The organism is Bradyrhizobium lablabi, from assembly GCF_018131005.1.
Lineage (GTDB): Bacteria > Pseudomonadota > Alphaproteobacteria > Rhizobiales > Xanthobacteraceae > Bradyrhizobium > Bradyrhizobium lablabi_D.
Genome location: NZ_JAFCJK010000002.1, coordinates 577,353 through 594,257 on the forward strand (window position 1 = coordinate 577,353; position 16,905 = coordinate 594,257).

General features: G+C 63.4%; 11 protein-coding genes and 1 tRNA gene. 9 read left to right on the plus strand and 3 right to left on the minus strand.

The window, feature by feature from the left end; translation table 11 throughout:
* Positions 1-319: 319 nt before the first annotated feature.
* Positions 320-2,086, minus strand: coding sequence for a YbaL family putative K(+) efflux transporter (gene ybaL, locus JQ553_RS07760; protein ID WP_212499305.1), 1,767 nt, complete (start codon positions 2,084-2,086; stop codon positions 320-322).
* Between the two features lie 188 nt (positions 2,087-2,274).
* On the opposite strand from ybaL, the gene JQ553_RS07765 reads away from it, so the two are divergent.
* Entirely contained in the window at positions 2,275-2,523 is a 249-nt protein-coding gene (locus JQ553_RS07765) for a hypothetical protein (RefSeq protein ID WP_212499306.1), read from the plus strand.
* Positions 2,524-2,871: 348 nt separating this feature from the next.
* Here the strand turns inward: JQ553_RS07765 and JQ553_RS07770 are convergent, their stop codons facing one another.
* A complete protein-coding gene (locus JQ553_RS07770) occupies positions 2,872-3,093 on the minus strand; it encodes a hypothetical protein (RefSeq protein WP_212499307.1) in 222 nt (73 codons plus the stop codon).
* A gap of 349 nt (positions 3,094-3,442) precedes the next feature.
* On the opposite strand from JQ553_RS07770, the gene JQ553_RS07775 reads away from it, so the two are divergent.
* The 4 genes from JQ553_RS07775 (at position 3,443) to JQ553_RS07790 (ending at position 6,136) form a co-directional block, all read left to right on the plus strand.
* Entirely contained in the window at positions 3,443-3,646 is a 204-nt protein-coding gene (locus JQ553_RS07775; RefSeq protein WP_212499308.1) for a cold-shock protein, read from the plus strand.
* A 1,311-nt stretch (positions 3,647-4,957) separates the two neighbouring features.
* A complete protein-coding gene (locus JQ553_RS07780) occupies positions 4,958-5,167 on the plus strand; it encodes a hypothetical protein (RefSeq protein ID WP_212499309.1) in 210 nt (69 codons plus the stop codon).
* 289 nt (positions 5,168-5,456) lie between these two features.
* Positions 5,457-5,954, plus strand: a complete 498-nt coding sequence (locus JQ553_RS07785; RefSeq protein WP_212499310.1) for a calcium-binding protein — start codon at positions 5,457-5,459, stop codon at positions 5,952-5,954.
* Positions 5,955-5,986: 32 nt separating this feature from the next.
* Positions 5,987-6,136, plus strand: coding sequence for a hypothetical protein (locus JQ553_RS07790; protein ID WP_212499311.1), 150 nt, complete (start codon positions 5,987-5,989; stop codon positions 6,134-6,136).
* A 390-nt stretch (positions 6,137-6,526) separates the two neighbouring features.
* Here JQ553_RS07790 and JQ553_RS07795 read toward each other — a convergent pair.
* Positions 6,527-6,603 (minus strand) — tRNA-Arg (locus JQ553_RS07795).
* Between the two features lie 291 nt (positions 6,604-6,894).
* Between JQ553_RS07795 and JQ553_RS07800 the strand changes: the two genes are divergently transcribed.
* The 4 genes from JQ553_RS07800 to JQ553_RS07815 all read left to right on the plus strand — a co-directional run bounded on the left by JQ553_RS07800 (position 6,895) and on the right by JQ553_RS07815 (position 16,873).
* Positions 6,895-12,102, plus strand: a complete 5,208-nt coding sequence (locus JQ553_RS07800) for an alpha-2-macroglobulin (protein WP_212499312.1) — start codon at positions 6,895-6,897, stop codon at positions 12,100-12,102.
* Between the two features lie 17 nt (positions 12,103-12,119).
* The gene (pbpC, locus tag JQ553_RS07805) at positions 12,120-14,222 is read left to right on the plus strand and encodes a penicillin-binding protein 1C (protein ID WP_249144023.1); all 2,103 of its coding nucleotides are present in this window, start codon (positions 12,120-12,122) and stop codon (positions 14,220-14,222) included.
* A 61-nt stretch (positions 14,223-14,283) separates the two neighbouring features.
* Positions 14,284-16,026, plus strand: coding sequence for a glycosyltransferase family 39 protein (locus JQ553_RS07810; protein ID WP_212499314.1), 1,743 nt, complete (start codon positions 14,284-14,286; stop codon positions 16,024-16,026).
* Position 16,027: 1 nt separating this feature from the next.
* The gene (locus tag JQ553_RS07815) at positions 16,028-16,873 is read left to right on the plus strand and encodes a phosphatase PAP2 family protein (protein WP_212499315.1); all 846 of its coding nucleotides are present in this window, start codon (positions 16,028-16,030) and stop codon (positions 16,871-16,873) included.
* Positions 16,874-16,905: the final 32 nt, after the last annotated feature.

Consider the following 16,905-nt stretch of genomic DNA (forward strand, 5'->3'; position numbering starts at 1 on the left):
CGCTCATCGGCGCTGTTTCCAACAGCTTCCTGAACGATCGCGGCGGCCGCGCGCAACCCTCGAGCCCGCGGGTGGTCAGCGTGAGGCGGACTTGCCGATGGCGATGTGTGCCGTGCTCTTTGAGGCCACTCTGGTCTAGGAAACGCTAGCTGTCCAATTCATCCGTTCATTACACGCGTCGAACGCTGACCAATCAAGAGCCTCGCCAGCAAGACCCGCGACGTAGATCAGCACAAGAATTGTTGCAGACACCACGGCAACATCAGCATGCGCGTGGAAGAACTTGAGCAGGCGCCGCAGCAGTGAGGGGTGCGGAAATTCATACACTCGACCTGTCGGCGTAATTAGCTCGAACTTTCGGACAGCCCGCGGCGCGTTCGGCATCTCTCTCGGCAACATCCGGACATCTCCTCTTCAGCTCCTCGATCATCCCGCGCGCGATTTCCCGCTCGCCCATGATGACGATATCCGCTCCCAGCCGCGTCAAGTGATCAACCTCGGCGTCCGAATGCGCCCGCGCAATGATGCGAATATTGGAATTGGCAGAGCGAGCCTGTTGAACGATCTGCCCTGCCTCGAAGGCCTCAGGGATCGCGACGACCAGGTGCCTGGCCTGTGCGGGATTCGTCGCGTTGAGAACATCGGGGTGAGCTGCGTTGCCCACAATCGCCTCAATGCCGCTTGCCTTCACCTTCGCCAGCGCGTTCTCGGAAACCTCGACCACGAGAAATGGCAGCTTCTGCTGCCTCAAGGTATCGCCGACTATCGCGCCGACACGACCGTAGCCGATCACGATCGTATGCCCGGTCAGCTTGGCAACTGGAATCGGATTGTATGCCGCAGCCGTGGTTGAGGATGATTCTTGCCGCGGCTCGAGATGGGGCGCGAGCCACCCGACAGCTGCGAACACCAGCGGATTGAGCATGATGGAGAGGATCGCTCCGGCCAGAATAAGGTGGCGCCCCTCTTCGGGAAGAATACGTGAAGCGACGCCCAGCTCGGCTAGAATGAACGAGAACTCGCCGATCTGGGATAGGCTCGCCGCGATGGTTAGCGCCGTGGCGACGGAGCGTCGGAACAGTATCACAATGAGAAACGCGGCGAGCGATTTGCCTATCAGTATGATCGAGAGCGTGGCGATCAGTGGCCAAGGTTCACGAATTGCACTTACCGGATCGAACATCATGCCGACAGATACAAAGAACAGCACGGCGAAGGCGTCCCGCAGCGGCAGCGACTCTTGCGCAGCGCGCTGGCTGAGCGGAGACTCCCGCAGCATCATGCCGGCAAAGAAGGCACCAAGGGCGAGCGATACATCGAACAGTTTGGTCGACCCAAACGCGATGCAGAGCGCGGTTGACAGTACCGCAAGCCGGAATAACTCCCGCGATCCGGTGTGCGCGATGTAGTGCAGGACCCAGGGGATCACCCGGCGTCCCACGATCAACATAAGTCCGATGAACAGCGCGATCTTGATGATGGTAAGTACGACGATGCCCGCGAGGCCGAGGCCCGCCTGAGCCGCCAGCGGCTCGAAGGCGGGCTTGTCGGCACCGCCGGCCTGAAGGCTCGCAACCGCGGGAAAAAGCACCAGTACTAGAACCATCGCCAGGTCTTCGACGATCAGCCAGCCGACGGCGATCCGGCCGCGTTCCGTCTCCATCAAATGCCACTCCTGGATGGCACGGAGGAGCACGACGGTACTGGCAACGGCCAAGGCCAGTCCGAACACAAGTCCGGCGGCAACTGTCCAGCCCATGAGCAACGCAAGACCAAGCCCCATGCAGGTGGCAACGACGATCTGGGCCACCGCACCGGGGACCGCGATCGTCCGGACTGCGAGAAGATCCTGAAGGGAGAAGTGGAGGCCTACTCCGAACATCAGGAGAATGATGCCAAGCTCGGCGAGTTGGGTTGCGAGCGCTTGGTCAGCAACGAAGCCGGGTGTAAAGGGGCCTACGGCAACACCGGCGAGCAGATAGCCGACGAGGGGCGGAATCCGGAACCGGTGGGCGAGAGTTCCAAGTACGAACGCAAGCCCGAGTCCAACGATGACGGTTGTGATAAGCGGCGTGTCATGCAGCATTTTTGCCTTTTCGCATAGCGTCACCTTTGGCGCACCGCGACGAAGTGAGGCGGCGCTTTTTGGTGGCGGCAAGCACATATCGAAGGGCATCGGGGGCGCGGTGCAAATTATCGGGTCCCGCCGCTTGTGCGCCTCAGCCAGGTCGCCTGCGTTGCTTGCAGCCAGAACAGACTTTTGGGAGCCTTGCCATGCGTTCCGGCGTTCTCTTTGCAGCGATGCTCGCAGCGTCCAGTGCGGCCGCCGAGGAGCCGCCCTTGACCATCGGCCAACTGCTCGGACAGGGCTGGGAGATCGCCGGCTATGCGAGCGGCTATGACAATCGGACCTCGCTCATCCTGTTCCGCAAACCTGGCATCAATGCGCTGGTGCAATGCGGCGTGTTGTACGACGTGACGCGCAGTCCGCGGACCGTCGTGAGCTGCTACGAGCTGCGGTGAGGCGGCGGGAACGGGGATGATCGATTTGATTTTGGCAAGCGATACGTTGATCGTCACTTCAGGCTTGCCACGAGCTATCTCGCCAACTGCCCGAAGGATGGCCGGCCGTCATCCGAATTATTCACGGTCTCGAGGAAGGCCGCGCCGCTCGTGAAGTCCTCAAGCACGAGATAGAAGGCCCGGTCCGGCCGGTCGTCGAGCCGACCCTGACGTGGTAGTCCCAACCGGGTTTGTGAGCGCGATCGTTGCCACGGCGAATCCGGCCGGACTTTCGTCCTTCGTAAATCACCACGTGGTCTTCTGAGATCCTGTTGCCGGCGATCACCGTGGGTCGAAGGACGAGCTTGATCACATTGCTTTCCGAACCATGATGCACGCCTTGAGCCAGTCCTCGCCGAGAAGCTCGATGGCTTCCAGGATATTCGTGTAGGCCGCGGGGAGGAGGTCCGTCCTGTTGAGCACCAGAGCTACTGCGATGGCCTCTCCATTGGAGAGAAGCCTCATTTCGGATTCGTCCTGCTGGACGCGTACAACCATTTTGAAGATCGTTGCAGGCAATCCTGGATCCATGGCTCAACTCACTCTGCTGGTGACCGAGGAAAAATTCACGAATTGCGATTTGGTTGCGGTTTAGTTCCGCGTGCGAAATAGCCGGGAGCTTTTCCGGGATTCTGGCGTAACAAATGGCGGCAAATGGCCGCTTTGTCCGCATCCGTTCGAAGCATTTTGTGAACTTCGCACCCAATCCCTCGCAGGATTGGGAGCATCAGATCAAGAGCGCGTCCGATGCGCAGATTAGCGCATTCACACCGGGTTGAAATGAACGCTTGGCCGCATCGGAAGGCTCAGCCGCCGGTCGAGCCTTCCTTTTGTCTATTTTTGGGTACTATTTTTGTTTTTTCAACAAGGAGTCGTTGAAGTGGCTATGGGGACAGTGAAGTGGTTCAATCCGACGAAGGGGTATGGATTCATTCAACCGGACGGTGGCGGCAAGGACGTCTTCGTTCACATATCGGCGGTCGAGAGGGCAGGTCTCAGCTCGCTCGCTGAGGGAGCGAAGGTTAGCTTCGACGTCGTATCAAGTCGCGGCAAAGAGTCGGCAGAGAACTTACGAGTGGGTTGATCTGATCTGGGCGCTGGGTCTTCAGCCCTCAAGCCCGATCGGACACTCTCGAAGGAACGCCCCAGTTCGCTTGCTCACGCCACTGGGGCCGTTCCCATTTTTACGGTTGGGTCCGGCGAAGGCGTCTCGCGCGCGTTTGGACCGGCAAAACCGGACAATCGGCAGTTCCGAAACCGCCCCTAACCGCTGCCCAATCGGGTGCATTTACCGATTTCGACCCTTACACGGCCAATCTCGACCATGCACACGGCCAAGACCCAAATCGTTCGCCAGCCACAGCGGAACCGTTATGTCTTGAGGACCATAGCTTATGACCGGCACCACGGGCCCGCCGCATGGATCGACCCGGTCGTCCTCAACGCGATAACGATATCGTGGAACAATATAGTAATCCCAGTAAGGAGGTGTCGTCACGGGCACCCTGATGAGAGGCCTTTGCCGTGGTTGACGAACGACTTCGCCCTGCTGCGCATGCGCTGGAACGCTAAATGTCCCCAGGTCGCAAAGCACCAGGGCCATTCCGAGAGTGAACGCTACGGTCAATATCCTCATGCCTATGCCTCTCTGCCACACACAGCTTGGACCCAACTCGGTCATCGGCGACGTTCGAACTTTACGCCGCTGTGAGGATATCGGACATCAAAGGCGCCTGATCCGCAATGTCTCATTTATTAGGACTGGCGGCCCGTCTGGCTTGGCGAAGCCGCGCGGCACTGCGGCGCGTTGCCATCTACACTCAAGCGGAAAGGGCCGCCCGGGCGATCACCGGACGGCCCATTCCGCAACTGCTGGCACAAGCCAGTTCCATCGCACTCTCATCTGGGCGGGATCGCCGCTCCGGGGTGCGGAGCGGCGATCCCTTATCGCGCGATGTATGGTCGGGGTGATGTGGCGTCGGCCAATCCGCACGATTATCGAGATGGTAAAGCCGGCAGGGCCAGCGGCAATTGCAATTCTGAACTAGCCCTAACGGCAAATTTCATCGATAGGAAATCACTATCTCCGTCCCTTGGAGAAAGGCGCCGCACGATTTCGGCAGCAATCCAAGCGGAACAGATTCTTGCATTGATCCAGCAAAGTCGGTCAGCGCCGACTCGTCCGGATAAGGATCTAGTGGGAGTATCTCCTTCGTTGCCGACCCTTGAATCTGTGAGAGGGCCGCGAACGCGTCAAACGCGTTGCCGACAGGTATAAATGCCCCTTGTGCGCTCTGCGGTGCATGAAGCTCCGCGATCGCGAGAGGCCTGTACCTGTAGAAGCGTCAACAGAAGTGCTCAGCCCGATTCGGCATCGGTGAACAGGGCGACAGCGGTGTTCAAATCAACAATGAGCTGCGGGTCCGCGAAGGCGATGAAGGACGTCGCCGAAATGAAGCCGGTCGTCCAGGCCGTCGAGACCGTCAAGGTCCGGGCAACCGGCGTCCGCAATGTCATTCGCTGGCTCTATTGGGTCGCTGTCCCGTTGAGCGGCGGCGTCGGCTGGATCATCACGAATTTCGTCGACATCCATCTGAAGCGTTGATGTTTCGCATCGTTGTCGTCGCCGCGATCACGTTGATCTGTGCGAGCTCGACGACCGAGGCAAGGCAGCGAGGCCGGCCACCGGAGCGGCAGGTACCGACTCTCCTCAGCTGAAACTCATGTCACGCTGATGTGTAGTTGGCCCGAGCCGATTGATTGCAGCCGTAATGACAAAGGCGCCCATCGTGACGTCTGTAACCGGTTCGACATCGTCCGGTAGCGTGGCTCTGCGAACTTCAACTGTGTTGAAACACAGTGAGTGTTGAAACACAAACACAGTGAGGATGACTATGAGCAGCCCTGCAACACCTCGAATCCCCACAATCCCAGATGAAGACCATGTTTTCCATGTCGGCACAGACGGCGACGATACGATTGTGACAGGGAACGGCGCCGACGCCTTGGTCGGTAAAGGGGGCAACGACATACTGGTCGCGCGCGATGGCAATGACAACCTGTACGGCGAAGACGGCAACGACAACCTGTACGGCGAGAACGGCGATGACCACTCCTGGGGGGGCGGCGGCAGCGACAATATCTGGGCCGGCGGCGGCACCGACCAGCTCTTCGGCCAAGGCGGCAACGACAACCTGTACGGCGAAGACGGCAACGATTACCTTGATGGGGGCGCGGGCAACGACGTTTTGATGGGCGGGGCCGGCAACGACATTTTGATGGGTGGCGACGGCCAAGACGAGTTGCACGGCGGCAGTGGCGACGACCTGATGAGCGGTGGAGTGGGGGGGGGGGGGGCGACTCGTTCTATTTCGAGCCGTCGGATGGCGTAAGCCACGACTCGATCTTCGATTTCCAGCCGGGTATGGATCACGTGGTCTTCAAAGGATTTGAACCTATCCCGGTGAGCAACGACGGTGATAGCGTGGTGCTTCACCTCCCCGGCGGCGCCACTGTCGAGCTCGTCGGCCTGCATTTTCACGACCTTCAGAACGGCGACATTGTCTTTGCTTAACGGCCATCGCTTCACCGAAGCGGACTTACGGCCGAGCCCGGTTGATCAGGAGCGGGCCACGCTGCAACGAAGTCAAGTCAACGATATTCCCCGCCGTCGGAAGCTGGCGGGGAAATTCTGGCTACGACCGTGCAAGACGGTAGCGGCACGCTTTAAGCACCAGTTGTCGAGGAAAAATCTACGCGACGTTATTCATTTCGGTGGGATACCACGCGCGTTTTAGTTCCGCTGTGCGAAATCAGTCCGGTGATTTTTCCGGGGATTCGGCGCAACACATGGCGGCAAATGGCCGCTTTTGTCCGCATTTGTTCTTCGCATTTTGTGAATGTAGCGATGAGGGCAAAACGGCTAAATCCATTTGAAATATAAGGAATTTTGGCTGGCTGGAAATGGCGATCCCGGCAGGATTCGAACCTGCAACCCGCGGAGTAGAAATCCGCTACTCTATCCAGTTGAGCTACGGGACCTCGGCCGTCTTCTAGCATCGCCAATATGAAAAATCCGCCTTTCCGCCAAGTCCGTCCGAACCGTTTTTTGCGAGCGGACGACAAAGGCGGGCGGGAGGCCGCATGAGGCGGCCGTGCCCGCTTCGCCGGGCGGTGTCCAAAATTCCACCGCCGCCCCGGCAACAGGACTGGTTTGGGGCTATGTTGGCTGCGACGTTTTCGGCCGTTCATTTTCGCGCCCTCACTCCGTCACCTTTTCGCGCACTTTTTGTCCGGCACGCGGCGTTTGTCCGCGGCCCAGGGAGCTCCATCATGATCGGTTTGATTCGCGCCGCGGCATTTTGCGCCACGCTGACGCTTGGCCTGGGCGTCGCGCAGGCCGCCGACAAGGCCTTCAGGCGCGACGATCTCGCCGATAGCGCGATCAAGCTCGAGGCCCAGATCAAGACCGAGGCGGGGGCCGTCAACAAATCGACCGCGACGCTGCGAACCGATGCTGACGCCGCGTTCAAGCGCAACGATTTCCGCTCCGGCCTGCAGATCCTCGGGCAGATCGCGGCTACCGCGCCTGAGGACAGCGCCAATTGGCTCAAGCTGGCCAAGACCGTCTTCCAGATTCGCTCGGCGAGCTCGAGCGAGCAGACGTTCCTGATTGAGCGCGCCTCCACCGCCGCCTATATCGCCTATCAGCGCGCCGGCAATCAGGGCGAGGAAGCCGATGCGCTAGCCGTGCTCGGCAAGGCGCTCGCGGAGCGGAAGCTGTGGCGGCCGGCGTTGGACAGCTTACGCCTGTCGCTCGACCTGCGCGAAGTTGCCGACGTCCGCGGCCAGTATGAGAAAATGCGCGACGAGCACGGTTTCCGGTTGCTTGATTATACCGTCGATTCCGACTCGACCTCGCCGCGGGCGTGCTTCCAGTTCTCGGAGGAACTGGCAAAACGCGTCGACTTCGCACCATACCTCGCGCTCGCCGGCACCGACAAGCCGGCGCTATCGGCGGAGGGTAAACAGCTCTGCGTAGACGGGTTGAAACACGGCGAGCGCTACAACATCAATCTGCGGGCCGGCCTGCCGTCGACGGTGAAGGAGGGGTTGCCGAAATCGGCCGAGTTCAACATCTATGTTCGGGACCGCAAGCCCTTCGTGCGCTTCACCGGCCGGGCCTATGTGCTGCCGCGCACCGGCCAGCGCGGTATCCCCCTGGTCAGCGTCAACACGCCGGCGGCGACGATCGATGTGTTCAGGATCGGCGACCGCAATTTGATCAACACCGTCATCGACAGCGACTTCCAGCGTACGCTGAGCCGCTACCAGCTCTCCGACCTCGGCGGCGAACGCGGCATGAAAGTATGGTCCGGCGAGCTCGCGACCGACACCACGCTGAACCAGGATGTCGTCACCGCGTTCCCGGTCGACCAGGCACTCGGCGACCTGCAGCCGGGCGTCTATGTGATGACCGCGGCCGCCAAGGGGCCGGGCAGCGACGATGACGGATCGCTCGCGACACAGTGGTTCATCGTGTCCGACATGGGCCTGTCGGCTTTTTCAGGCAATGACGGCATCCACGTCTTCGTCAATTCGCTCGCCTCGACCGAGCCGGTCGCCAGGGCTGAGGTGAAGCTGGTCGCCCGCAACAACGAGATTTTGGCGACCCGAAAGACCGACGAGGCCGGTCATGTGCTGTTCGAGGCGGGGCTCGCGCGCGGCGAGGGCGGGCTGTCGCCGGCATTGCTCACGGTGATGAGCGAAAAGTCGGACTATGCGTTCCTCAGCCTCAAGGCCAACGCCTTCGACCTCACCGACCGCGGCGTTGCGGGGCGGGTGACACCACTCGGCGCCGACGCCTTCGTCTATGCCGAGCGCGGCGTCTATCGTTCCAACGAGACGGTCCATCTCACCGCGCTGCTGCGCGACGGGCAGGGCAATGCCCTGACCGGGACGCCGCTGACCATGGTGATCGAGCGGCCCGATGGCGTCGAATTCCGCCGCGCCGTACTGCCCGACGAAGGAGCCGGCGGCCGGACGCTGTCGGTGGCGCTGAATTCGGCGGTGCCGACCGGCACCTGGCGGGCGCGTGCTTTCACCGATCCGAAGGGCTCCTCCGTCGGCGAGACCACCTTCATGGTCGAGGACTACATCCCCGAACGGATCGAATTCGACCTTCTTGCCAAGGACAAGGTGATTAGAACTGAAGTTCCAGCAGAGCTGAAGGTCAGCGGACATTTCCTGTACGGCGCGCCGGCCTCGGGTCTTCGGCTCGAAGGTGACATGCTGGTCGCACCAAGCACCGCGGGGCGGCCGGGCTTTCCCGGCTACCAGTTCGGCGTCGCGGACGAGGAAACTGCAAGCAACGAGCGGACCCCGATCGAGGACCTGCCGGAGGCCGACGCCAGTGGCGTGGCGACCTTCCCGGTGAAGTTGGAGAAGGCACCGACCTCGACCCGGCCGCAGGAAGCCCAGATCTTCATCCGCATGGCGGAGACCGGCGGACGCTCGGTCGAGCGCAAGATCGTGCTCCCGGTGGCGCCGGCGACCTCGCTGATCGGGATCAAGCCGCTGTTCGGCGACAAGAACGTCGCCGAGGGCGACAAGGCGGAGTTCGACGTCGTGTTCGTTGCCCCCGACGGCAAGCAAGTGCCGCGCGACGGGCTCCGCTATGAGCTGTTGAAACTCGAGTCCCGTTACCAGTGGTACCGGCAGAATTCGTCGTGGGAATATGAGCCGGTGAAGTCGACCCGGCGCGTCAGCGATGGCGATGTGAACCTGGCCGCCGATAAACCGTTGCGGCTCTCGTTCCAGCCGCAACCCGGCCGCTACCGTCTCGACGTCAAGTCGACGGATGCCGATGGGCCGCTGACCTCGGTGCAGTTCGACGTTGGCTGGTACTCCGATGGCAGCGCCGACACGCCGGACTTGCTCGAGACCTCGATCGACAAGCCGGAATACGCCTCCGGCGACTCCATGACGGTGTCGGTAAATGCGCGCACGGCCGGTAAGTTGTCCGTCTACGTGCTCGGCGATCGCCTGCTGACGACGCAAAGTCTCGACGTCAGGGAAGGCACCCAGCAGGTTCGCATCCCCGTCGGCAACGATTGGGGCACCGGCGCCTATGTGATGACGACGCTGCGGCGCCCGCTTGACGCTGCAGCGGGACGCATGCCGGGCCGGGCGATCGGGCTGAAATGGTTCGGGATCGACAAGAAGGCGCGCACGCTCGCCGTTGAATTGACGCCGCCGGCGCTGGTGCGGCCCGGCTCGGTGCTGAAGATCCCGGTCAAGCTCGGCGGCCTCAATGCCGGCGAGGACGCCAAGATCGTGGTCGCCGCCGTCGACGTCGGTATCCTCAACCTCACCAACTACAAGCCGCCGGCGCCCGACGATTACTATCTCGGCCAGCGTCGCCTCACCGCCGAGATCCGCGACCTCTACGGTCAGTTGATCGACGGAATGCAGGGCACCCGTGGGCAGATCAGAAGTGGCGGCGATTCCGCGGGCGCCGAGTTGCAGGGCTCGCCGCCGACGCAGAAGCCGCTTGCGCTCTATTCGGGCATCGTCACCGTCGGGCCCGACGGAGCAGCGGAAGTCAGCTTCGATATTCCCGAATTCGCCGGCACCGCGCGGGTGATGGCGGTGGCCTGGAACGCAACCAAGGTCGGCCGCGCGACCACCGACGTCATCGTGCGTGATCCCGTCGTGCTGACAGCGACGCTGCCTCGTTTCCTGCTCAACGGCGACAAGGGCACCATGAGCATGGATATCGACAATGTCGAGGGCCCCGCGGGCGATTACATCATCAGCGTGAAGTCGAGCGGGCCGGTGAAGGTTTCGGGCAATCCTGTCACGACCGCGAAGCTCGCCGCCAAGCAGCGCACATCGCTGTCGCTTGGGCTGGAGGCTGGCGGCGCGGGAGCCGCGAACTTCGACGTCGGGATCACCGGGCCGAACGGGCTGACGCTGGCGCGGCATTATGGGCTCGACGTCAAGCCGGCAACGCAGGTGCTGGCTCGCCGATCGATCCGAACGCTGGCGAAGGGCGAAAGCCTGACGCTGACCTCGGACATGTTCTCCGATCTCGTCTCGGGCACCGGCAGCGTATCGATCTCGGCGAGTCTGTCGACCGCGCTGGATGCCGCCACCATCCTCAAGGCGCTGGACCGTTATCCGCACGGCTGCTCCGAGCAGATCACGAGCCGCGCAATGCCGCTGCTCTATGTCAATGACCTCGCGGCCGGCGCGCATCTCGCGATGGATAGCGCCGTCGACCAGCGCATCCGCGATGCAATCGATCGGCTGCTGGCGCGGCAGGGATCGAACGGCTCGTTCGGCTTGTGGTCGGCGGGTGGCGATGACGCCTGGCTCGATGCCTATGTGACGGACTTCCTGACGCGGGCCCGCGAAAAAGGCTTTGCGGTTCCGGACGTTCTGTTCAAGAACGCGCTCGACCGGGTGAGGAATTCGGTTGTCAATGCCAACGAACCGGAGAAAGACGGCGGCCGCGATCTTGCCTACGGGCTCTACGTGCTTGCCCGCAATGGCGCGGCTCCGATCGGCGACCTCCGCTATCTCGCCGACACCAAGCTCAACAATCTGGCGACGCCGATCTCCAAGGCGCAACTCGCCGCGGCGCTGGCGCTGGTCGGCGATAAGGCGCGCGCCGAGCGGGTCTATGGCGCGGCGCTTGACGCACTGAACCCCAAGCCGGTGATCGAGTTCGGCCGTGTTGACTACGGCTCCGCGCTGCGCGATGCCGCGGCGCTGGTCTCGCTTGCCGGCGAAGGCAACGCGCCGCGCACGACGCTGACGCAGGCTGTCGCACGGGTCGAAGCGGCGCGGGGGCTTTCGCCCTACACATCGACGCAGGAGAATGCGTGGATGGTGCTCGCCGCACGTGCGCTGGTCAAGGAAACGCTGGCGCTTGATGTAGACGGCCAGCCGATCAAGACCGCGCTCTATCGCAGCTACAAGTCCGAAGAGGTGGACGGCAAGCCGATCAGGATCACCAACACCGGCGATGCGCCGGTGCAGGCGGTGGTCTCGGTATCGGGCTCGCCGGTCACGCCGGAACCCGCCGCCTCCAACGGCTTCAAGATCGAGCGCAGCTATTTCACGCTCGACGGCAAGCCGGCTGACGTGACCAAGGCCAGGCAGAATGACCGCTTCGCGGTCGTCCTGAAGATCACCGAAGCCAAGCCGGAGTTCGGCCACATCATGGTTTCGGACTATCTCCCGGCTGGACTCGAGATCGACAATCCGCATCTGGTGTCATCGGGGGATTCCGGTACACTCGACTGGATCGAGGACGGCGAAGAGCCCGAGAATACCGAATTCCGCGACGACCGCTTCACGGCGGCAATCGATCGCGCCGCCAATGACAAATCGGTGTTCACGGTCGCCTATGTCGTGCGCGCGGTCTCGCCAGGCAAATACGTACTGCCACAGGCCTATGTCGAGGACATGTACAATCCCTCGCGCTATGGCCGCAGCGGTACCGGGACGGTCGAGGTGCGGCCGGCAAAATGAGCGATGCGACCGCGATAATGCCAGCGACGAGCGAGAAGCCGCGCCGGCGATGGATCAGAAAGGCGGTGGCGATCTGTGCCGTGGCCGCCCTGATCGCGACTGGCGCTTTCGCAATCTGGGTCATTTCACTCGGGCCGTTGCCGCTGGACAAGGCCAGGCAGGTTTCCACCACGGTCGTTGACCGCAACGGCAAACTTTTGCGCGCCTACGCGATGGCCGATGGCCGCTGGCGGCTGCCGGTGGATGCGGCGACCGCAATCGATCCCAGCTATCTCAAGCTGTTGTTCGCCTATGAGGACAAGCGCTTCTATGCCCATGGCGGCATCGATCCGCTGGCGCTGTCGCGCGCGGCGTTCCAACTCGTTACCCGAGGTCACATCATATCCGGCGGCTCGACGATCACGATGCAGCTCGCGCGGCTGATGGAGCCGCGGCACGAGCGATCGGTCTACGCGAAGCTCCGGCAGATGGTGCGTGCGGTCGAGCTCGAGCGGCAGTTCTCGAAGGATCAGATCCTCGACCTCTATCTCGCGCTGGCGCCCTACGGCGGCAATCTCGAGGGCGTGCGCGCCGCCTCGATCGCCTATTTCGGCAAGGAGCCGAAGCGGCTGTCGCTCGCCGAGGCCGCGCTGCTGGTGGCGCTGCCGCAGTCGCCCGAGCGGCGGCGGCTCGACCGCTATCCGGGAGCAGCCCACATCGCGCGCGACCGCGTGCTCGACCGCATGGTCGAGGAAGGTGCGGTGTCGAAGGAGGACGCGGCCCAGGCCAAGGCCACGCCGGTGCCGAAGATGCGCAAGCAGATCCCGATCCTGGCGCCGCATTCCGCCGACCAGGCGATCGCGACGGTGAAGGACGGGCCAATCATCAAGCTGACGCTGGATGCGGGTCTGCAAAAGAATCTCGAGGCGTTGGCGCGCGACCGCGCGATTGCGCAGGGGCCGAATATCTCGGTCGCGATCATCGCGGTCGACAATGAGACCGGCGACGTGCTCGCGCGCGTCGGCTCGTCCGACTATTTCGACGAGCGGCGCGCCGGCCAGGTCGACATGACCCGCGCCGTGCGTTCGCCGGGTTCGACGCTGAAGCCGTTCATCTATGGCCTCGCCTTCGAGGACGGTTTTGTGCATCCGGAAAGCCTGATCGAGGATCGGCCCATTCGTTTCGGCTCCTACGCGCCGGAGAACTTCGACATGACGTTCCAGGGCACGGTGCCCGTGCGCAAGGCCTTGCAATTGTCGCTGAACGTGCCGGCGATCGCGCTGCTCGACCGCGTCGGCGCAAATCGTCTGTCATCGAGGCTGAAGCAGGCCGGCACCAGCCTGGTGCTGCCGAAGGAGGAAGCGCCGGGACTTGCGATGGGACTCGGCGGCGTCGGCGTGACCCTGCAGGATCTGGCGCAGCTCTATGCCGGGCTGGCGCGGCTCGGCGCGACAAAGCCGCTGCGCGAGATCGTGACGGCGAATGACGGTCGCGAGCCGATGCGCTTGATGGATCAGGCGGCGGCCTGGCAAGTCGGGAACGTCCTGCTCGGTACGCCGCCGCCGGAGAACGGCGTTCACAACCGGATCGCATTCAAGACCGGCACGAGCTACGGCTATCGCGATGCGTGGTCGGTCGGCTTCGACGGCCGCATCACCATCGGCGTCTGGGTCGGGCGCCCCGATGGTGCGCCGGTGCCGGGTCTGGTCGGCCGCACGGCGGCCGCGCCGATCCTGTTCGACGCGTTTGCGCGCACCGGCAGGATTCCATCCGCATTGCCGAAGCCGCCACGGGGCGTGCTGGTCGCGAGCAATGCGAAGCTGCCGCCGCCGCTCAAGCGCTTCCGGCCGCTCGGTGAACTCGTCCGCAGCGGCAGCGACCAAGCACCGCACATCCAGTTTCCGCTCAACGGCTCGCGCATCGATGTCGAGCGCGCTGATGACGGCCATCCCGCCGCGATGATGCCTGTGAAGGTCGCCGGCGGCGTCCTGCCGCTGACCGTGCTGGTGAACGGCATGTCGGCCGGCGACATCGACAGCCGTCGTCAGCGCCTGATCGACCCGCCCGGACCGGGCTTTGCTCGCGTGACCGTGATCGACGCCAGGGGCGCCGCGGACACAGTGGTGATCCGAGTGCAGTGATGGCGCGGGAAAGCGGAACAGCACGGTTGTTTGGGCATCGGTTTCATCGTATGCGAAACCCATGGTGGAAAGCCTCCAACCCCGGCGCTTCGGAGCAGGGCAACAGTCTGTAAAACCTGCGCATTCCGGCCGCAGGCTATCCATGGCGTTCGAGTTCGCGACGGCTAGCCACGGTCGCTCGGCACTGTTTTTGGTGCTCGCCTGCCTGGTGCTGTTTCTGCCCGGATTCTTCACCATCCCGCCGATCGATCGGGACGAGGTGCGATTTGCGCAGGCGACCAAGCAGATGGTCGAAACGGGCGATTTCGTCGACATCCGCTTCCAGGACGACGTTCGCTACAAGAAGCCGGTTGGCATCTACTGGCTCCAGGCGGCGACCCTCAAGACCGCCTCGGCGCTTGGATTGCCTAGGGCCCAGGTGCGGATCTGGGTCTACCGGGTGCCGTCACTGCTTGGCGCGATCGGCGCGGTGCTGCTGACCTATTGGACGGCGCTCGCCTTCGTGACGCGGCGTGGCGCGGCGCTGGCCGCGCTGATGATGGCAAGCTGCGTGCTGCTCGGGGTCGAGGCGCGGTTGGCCAAAACCGATGCGGTGCTGCTGTTCACGGTAACGGCCGCAATGGGCGCGATGGCGCGGGTCTATCTGTCCTGGCAGCACGGTGAGGACCCGGCGCATCCACCATGGGGGCCGCCCGCGGTGTTCTGGACGGCGCTCGCCATTGGCATCCTGATCAAGGGCCCGCTGATCCTGATGTTCGTCGGCCTTGCAATCGCGCTGCTGGCGTTCCTCGACAAGTCGGCGGCCTGGTTCCTGCGCCTGCGTCCGGTCTGGGGGCTGACGTGGATGCTGGTGCTGGTGCTGCCGTGGTTCGTGATGATCTTCCTGCGCGCCGGCGAGACCTTCTTCGCGGACTCCGTTGGCGGCGACATGCTGAGTAAGCTCGGGGCTCAGGAATCCCATGGCGCGCCGCCCGGAGTCTATCTGCTGCTGTTCTGGATCACGTTCTGGCCGGGTGCGCCGCTTGCCGGGATGGCGGCACCAGCGGTGTGGCGGGCGCGGCGCGAGCCCGGCGCGCAGTTTCTGCTCGCCTGGCTGATCCCGTCCTGGATCGTGTTCGAGGCCGTTCTGACCAAGCTGCCGCACTATGTGCTGCCGCTCTATCCGGCGATCGCGATCCTCACCGCCGGGGCGCTGGAACGACGCGTGCTGTCGCGCTCCTGGCTCGTGCGCGGCGCGGCCTGGTGGTTTGTGGTCCCCGCGTTCGGCGCGGTGATCGTAATCGTCGGCGCGATCAAGTTGATCCATCAACCGGTGTTTCCGGCGTGGCCCTTTTTCGCGGTCGCCATGGTGTTCGGCCTGATCGCCTGGTGGCTGTTTGAAGACAGCCGAGCCGAACGCTCACTGCTCAACGCGGTCATCGCGGCAGCGCTGATGGCCGTCGGGACCTATGGCGTGGTGTTGCCACGGCTCACGACGCTGTTTCCGAGCCAGGAGATAGCGCGCGCGCTACGCAACGTGACTTGCGTCGGCCCGAAGGCTGCTGCCGCGGGCTTCCATGAGCCAAGCCTTGTGTTCATGACGGATACCTCGACGCTGCTGACCGACGGATCGGGCGCGGCCGATTTCCTCGGCCAGGGTACATGCCGTTTCGCGCTGGTCGAACAGCGCTCGGAGCGTGCGTTTATCCAGCGCGCAGAGGCGATCGGGTTGCGCTACAACGCACCGGTGCGCGTCGAAGGCTACAATATTTCGCAGGGTAAGGCGGTTTCGATCGCGATCTTCCGCTCCGAGGGGACGGAATGACATGCCGCCGCGCCCCTCGAGCCCGGACCCCGCCAATTATTTCGGACGATTGCTGACGCTGACGTGGCTGTCCTTCGCGCAGCTTGTCCGTACACCGTCGCATTCGCGCCGGGCGGAGGCGGCGCGGCGCTCCGCGCGCCACGTGCTGCTGCTCGTCGCGATCGTCGGCGCAGCGACCGTCGCGCTGATGTACGCGTTCGACGCGCAGGAAATCGGCATGATGCCGCTGCGCGGCACGCCCGGCCTGTGGTGGGTGCGGCGCCTGACCGATTTCGGCAAGGACGAATATGTGCTGTCAGCACTGGCAATCCTGTTGATTGCGGTTGCGCTCGCGGCGCCGATGCTGCGCGGCATGTCGCGCGCGACGCTGCTTGGGCTTGGCGCGCGCCTGCAATACCTGTTCCTTTCCGTGGCGCTGTCGGTTGCCGCCGGTGAATTGATCAAGTGGATCGTCGGTCGTGGCCGCCCCTTTGTCGGCGGCAAGGCCAACGCCTTCAACTTTTCGCACTTCGCCGGCACCGAGGCCTATTCGAGCTTTCCGTCGGGGCACTCGGTTACGGCCTTCGCGCTGGCCTTCGCGGTCTCGGCGGTGTGGCCGCAGGCGCGCGTCGCCATGCTGCTCTATGCGATCATGATCGCCGCGACGCGCCTGGTGCTGCTCGCGCATCATCCCAGCGACGTCGTCGCCGGCGCGCTGGTTGGCACAATCGGCGCGATGGCGGTGCGATACTGGTTTGCCGCCCGCCGCCTCGGGTTTGCCATCCATCGCGACGGCACGATCATGCCTCTGTCCGGGCCGTCGCCGGGGCGTCTCAAAAGGGTTGCGGGGAGCCCCTTCGCCCCATAAAAGCGGTCGCCCGGCGGCCGGATCGGGCCGGT

Excerpts from the sequence above, each read along its gene's own strand:
- ybaL (WP_212499305.1), bottom strand. The coding sequence starts at position 2,086 with ATGCTGCATGACACGCCGCTTATCACAACCGTCATCGTTGGACTCGGG.
- JQ553_RS07765 (WP_212499306.1), top strand. The coding sequence starts at position 2,275 with ATGCGTTCCGGCGTTCTCTTTGCAGCGATGCTCGCAGCGTCCAGTGCG.
- JQ553_RS07770 (WP_212499307.1), bottom strand. The coding sequence starts at position 3,093 with ATGGATCCAGGATTGCCTGCAACGATCTTCAAAATGGTTGTACGCGTC.
- JQ553_RS07785 (WP_212499310.1), top strand. The coding sequence starts at position 5,457 with ATGAGCAGCCCTGCAACACCTCGAATCCCCACAATCCCAGATGAAGAC.
- JQ553_RS07790 (WP_212499311.1), top strand. The coding sequence starts at position 5,987 with ATGGATCACGTGGTCTTCAAAGGATTTGAACCTATCCCGGTGAGCAAC.
- JQ553_RS07800 (WP_212499312.1), top strand. The coding sequence starts at position 6,895 with ATGATCGGTTTGATTCGCGCCGCGGCATTTTGCGCCACGCTGACGCTT.
- pbpC (WP_249144023.1), top strand. The coding sequence starts at position 12,120 with ATGCCAGCGACGAGCGAGAAGCCGCGCCGGCGATGGATCAGAAAGGCG.
- JQ553_RS07810 (WP_212499314.1), top strand. The coding sequence starts at position 14,284 with ATGGTGGAAAGCCTCCAACCCCGGCGCTTCGGAGCAGGGCAACAGTCT.
- JQ553_RS07815 (WP_212499315.1), top strand. The coding sequence starts at position 16,028 with ATGCCGCCGCGCCCCTCGAGCCCGGACCCCGCCAATTATTTCGGACGA.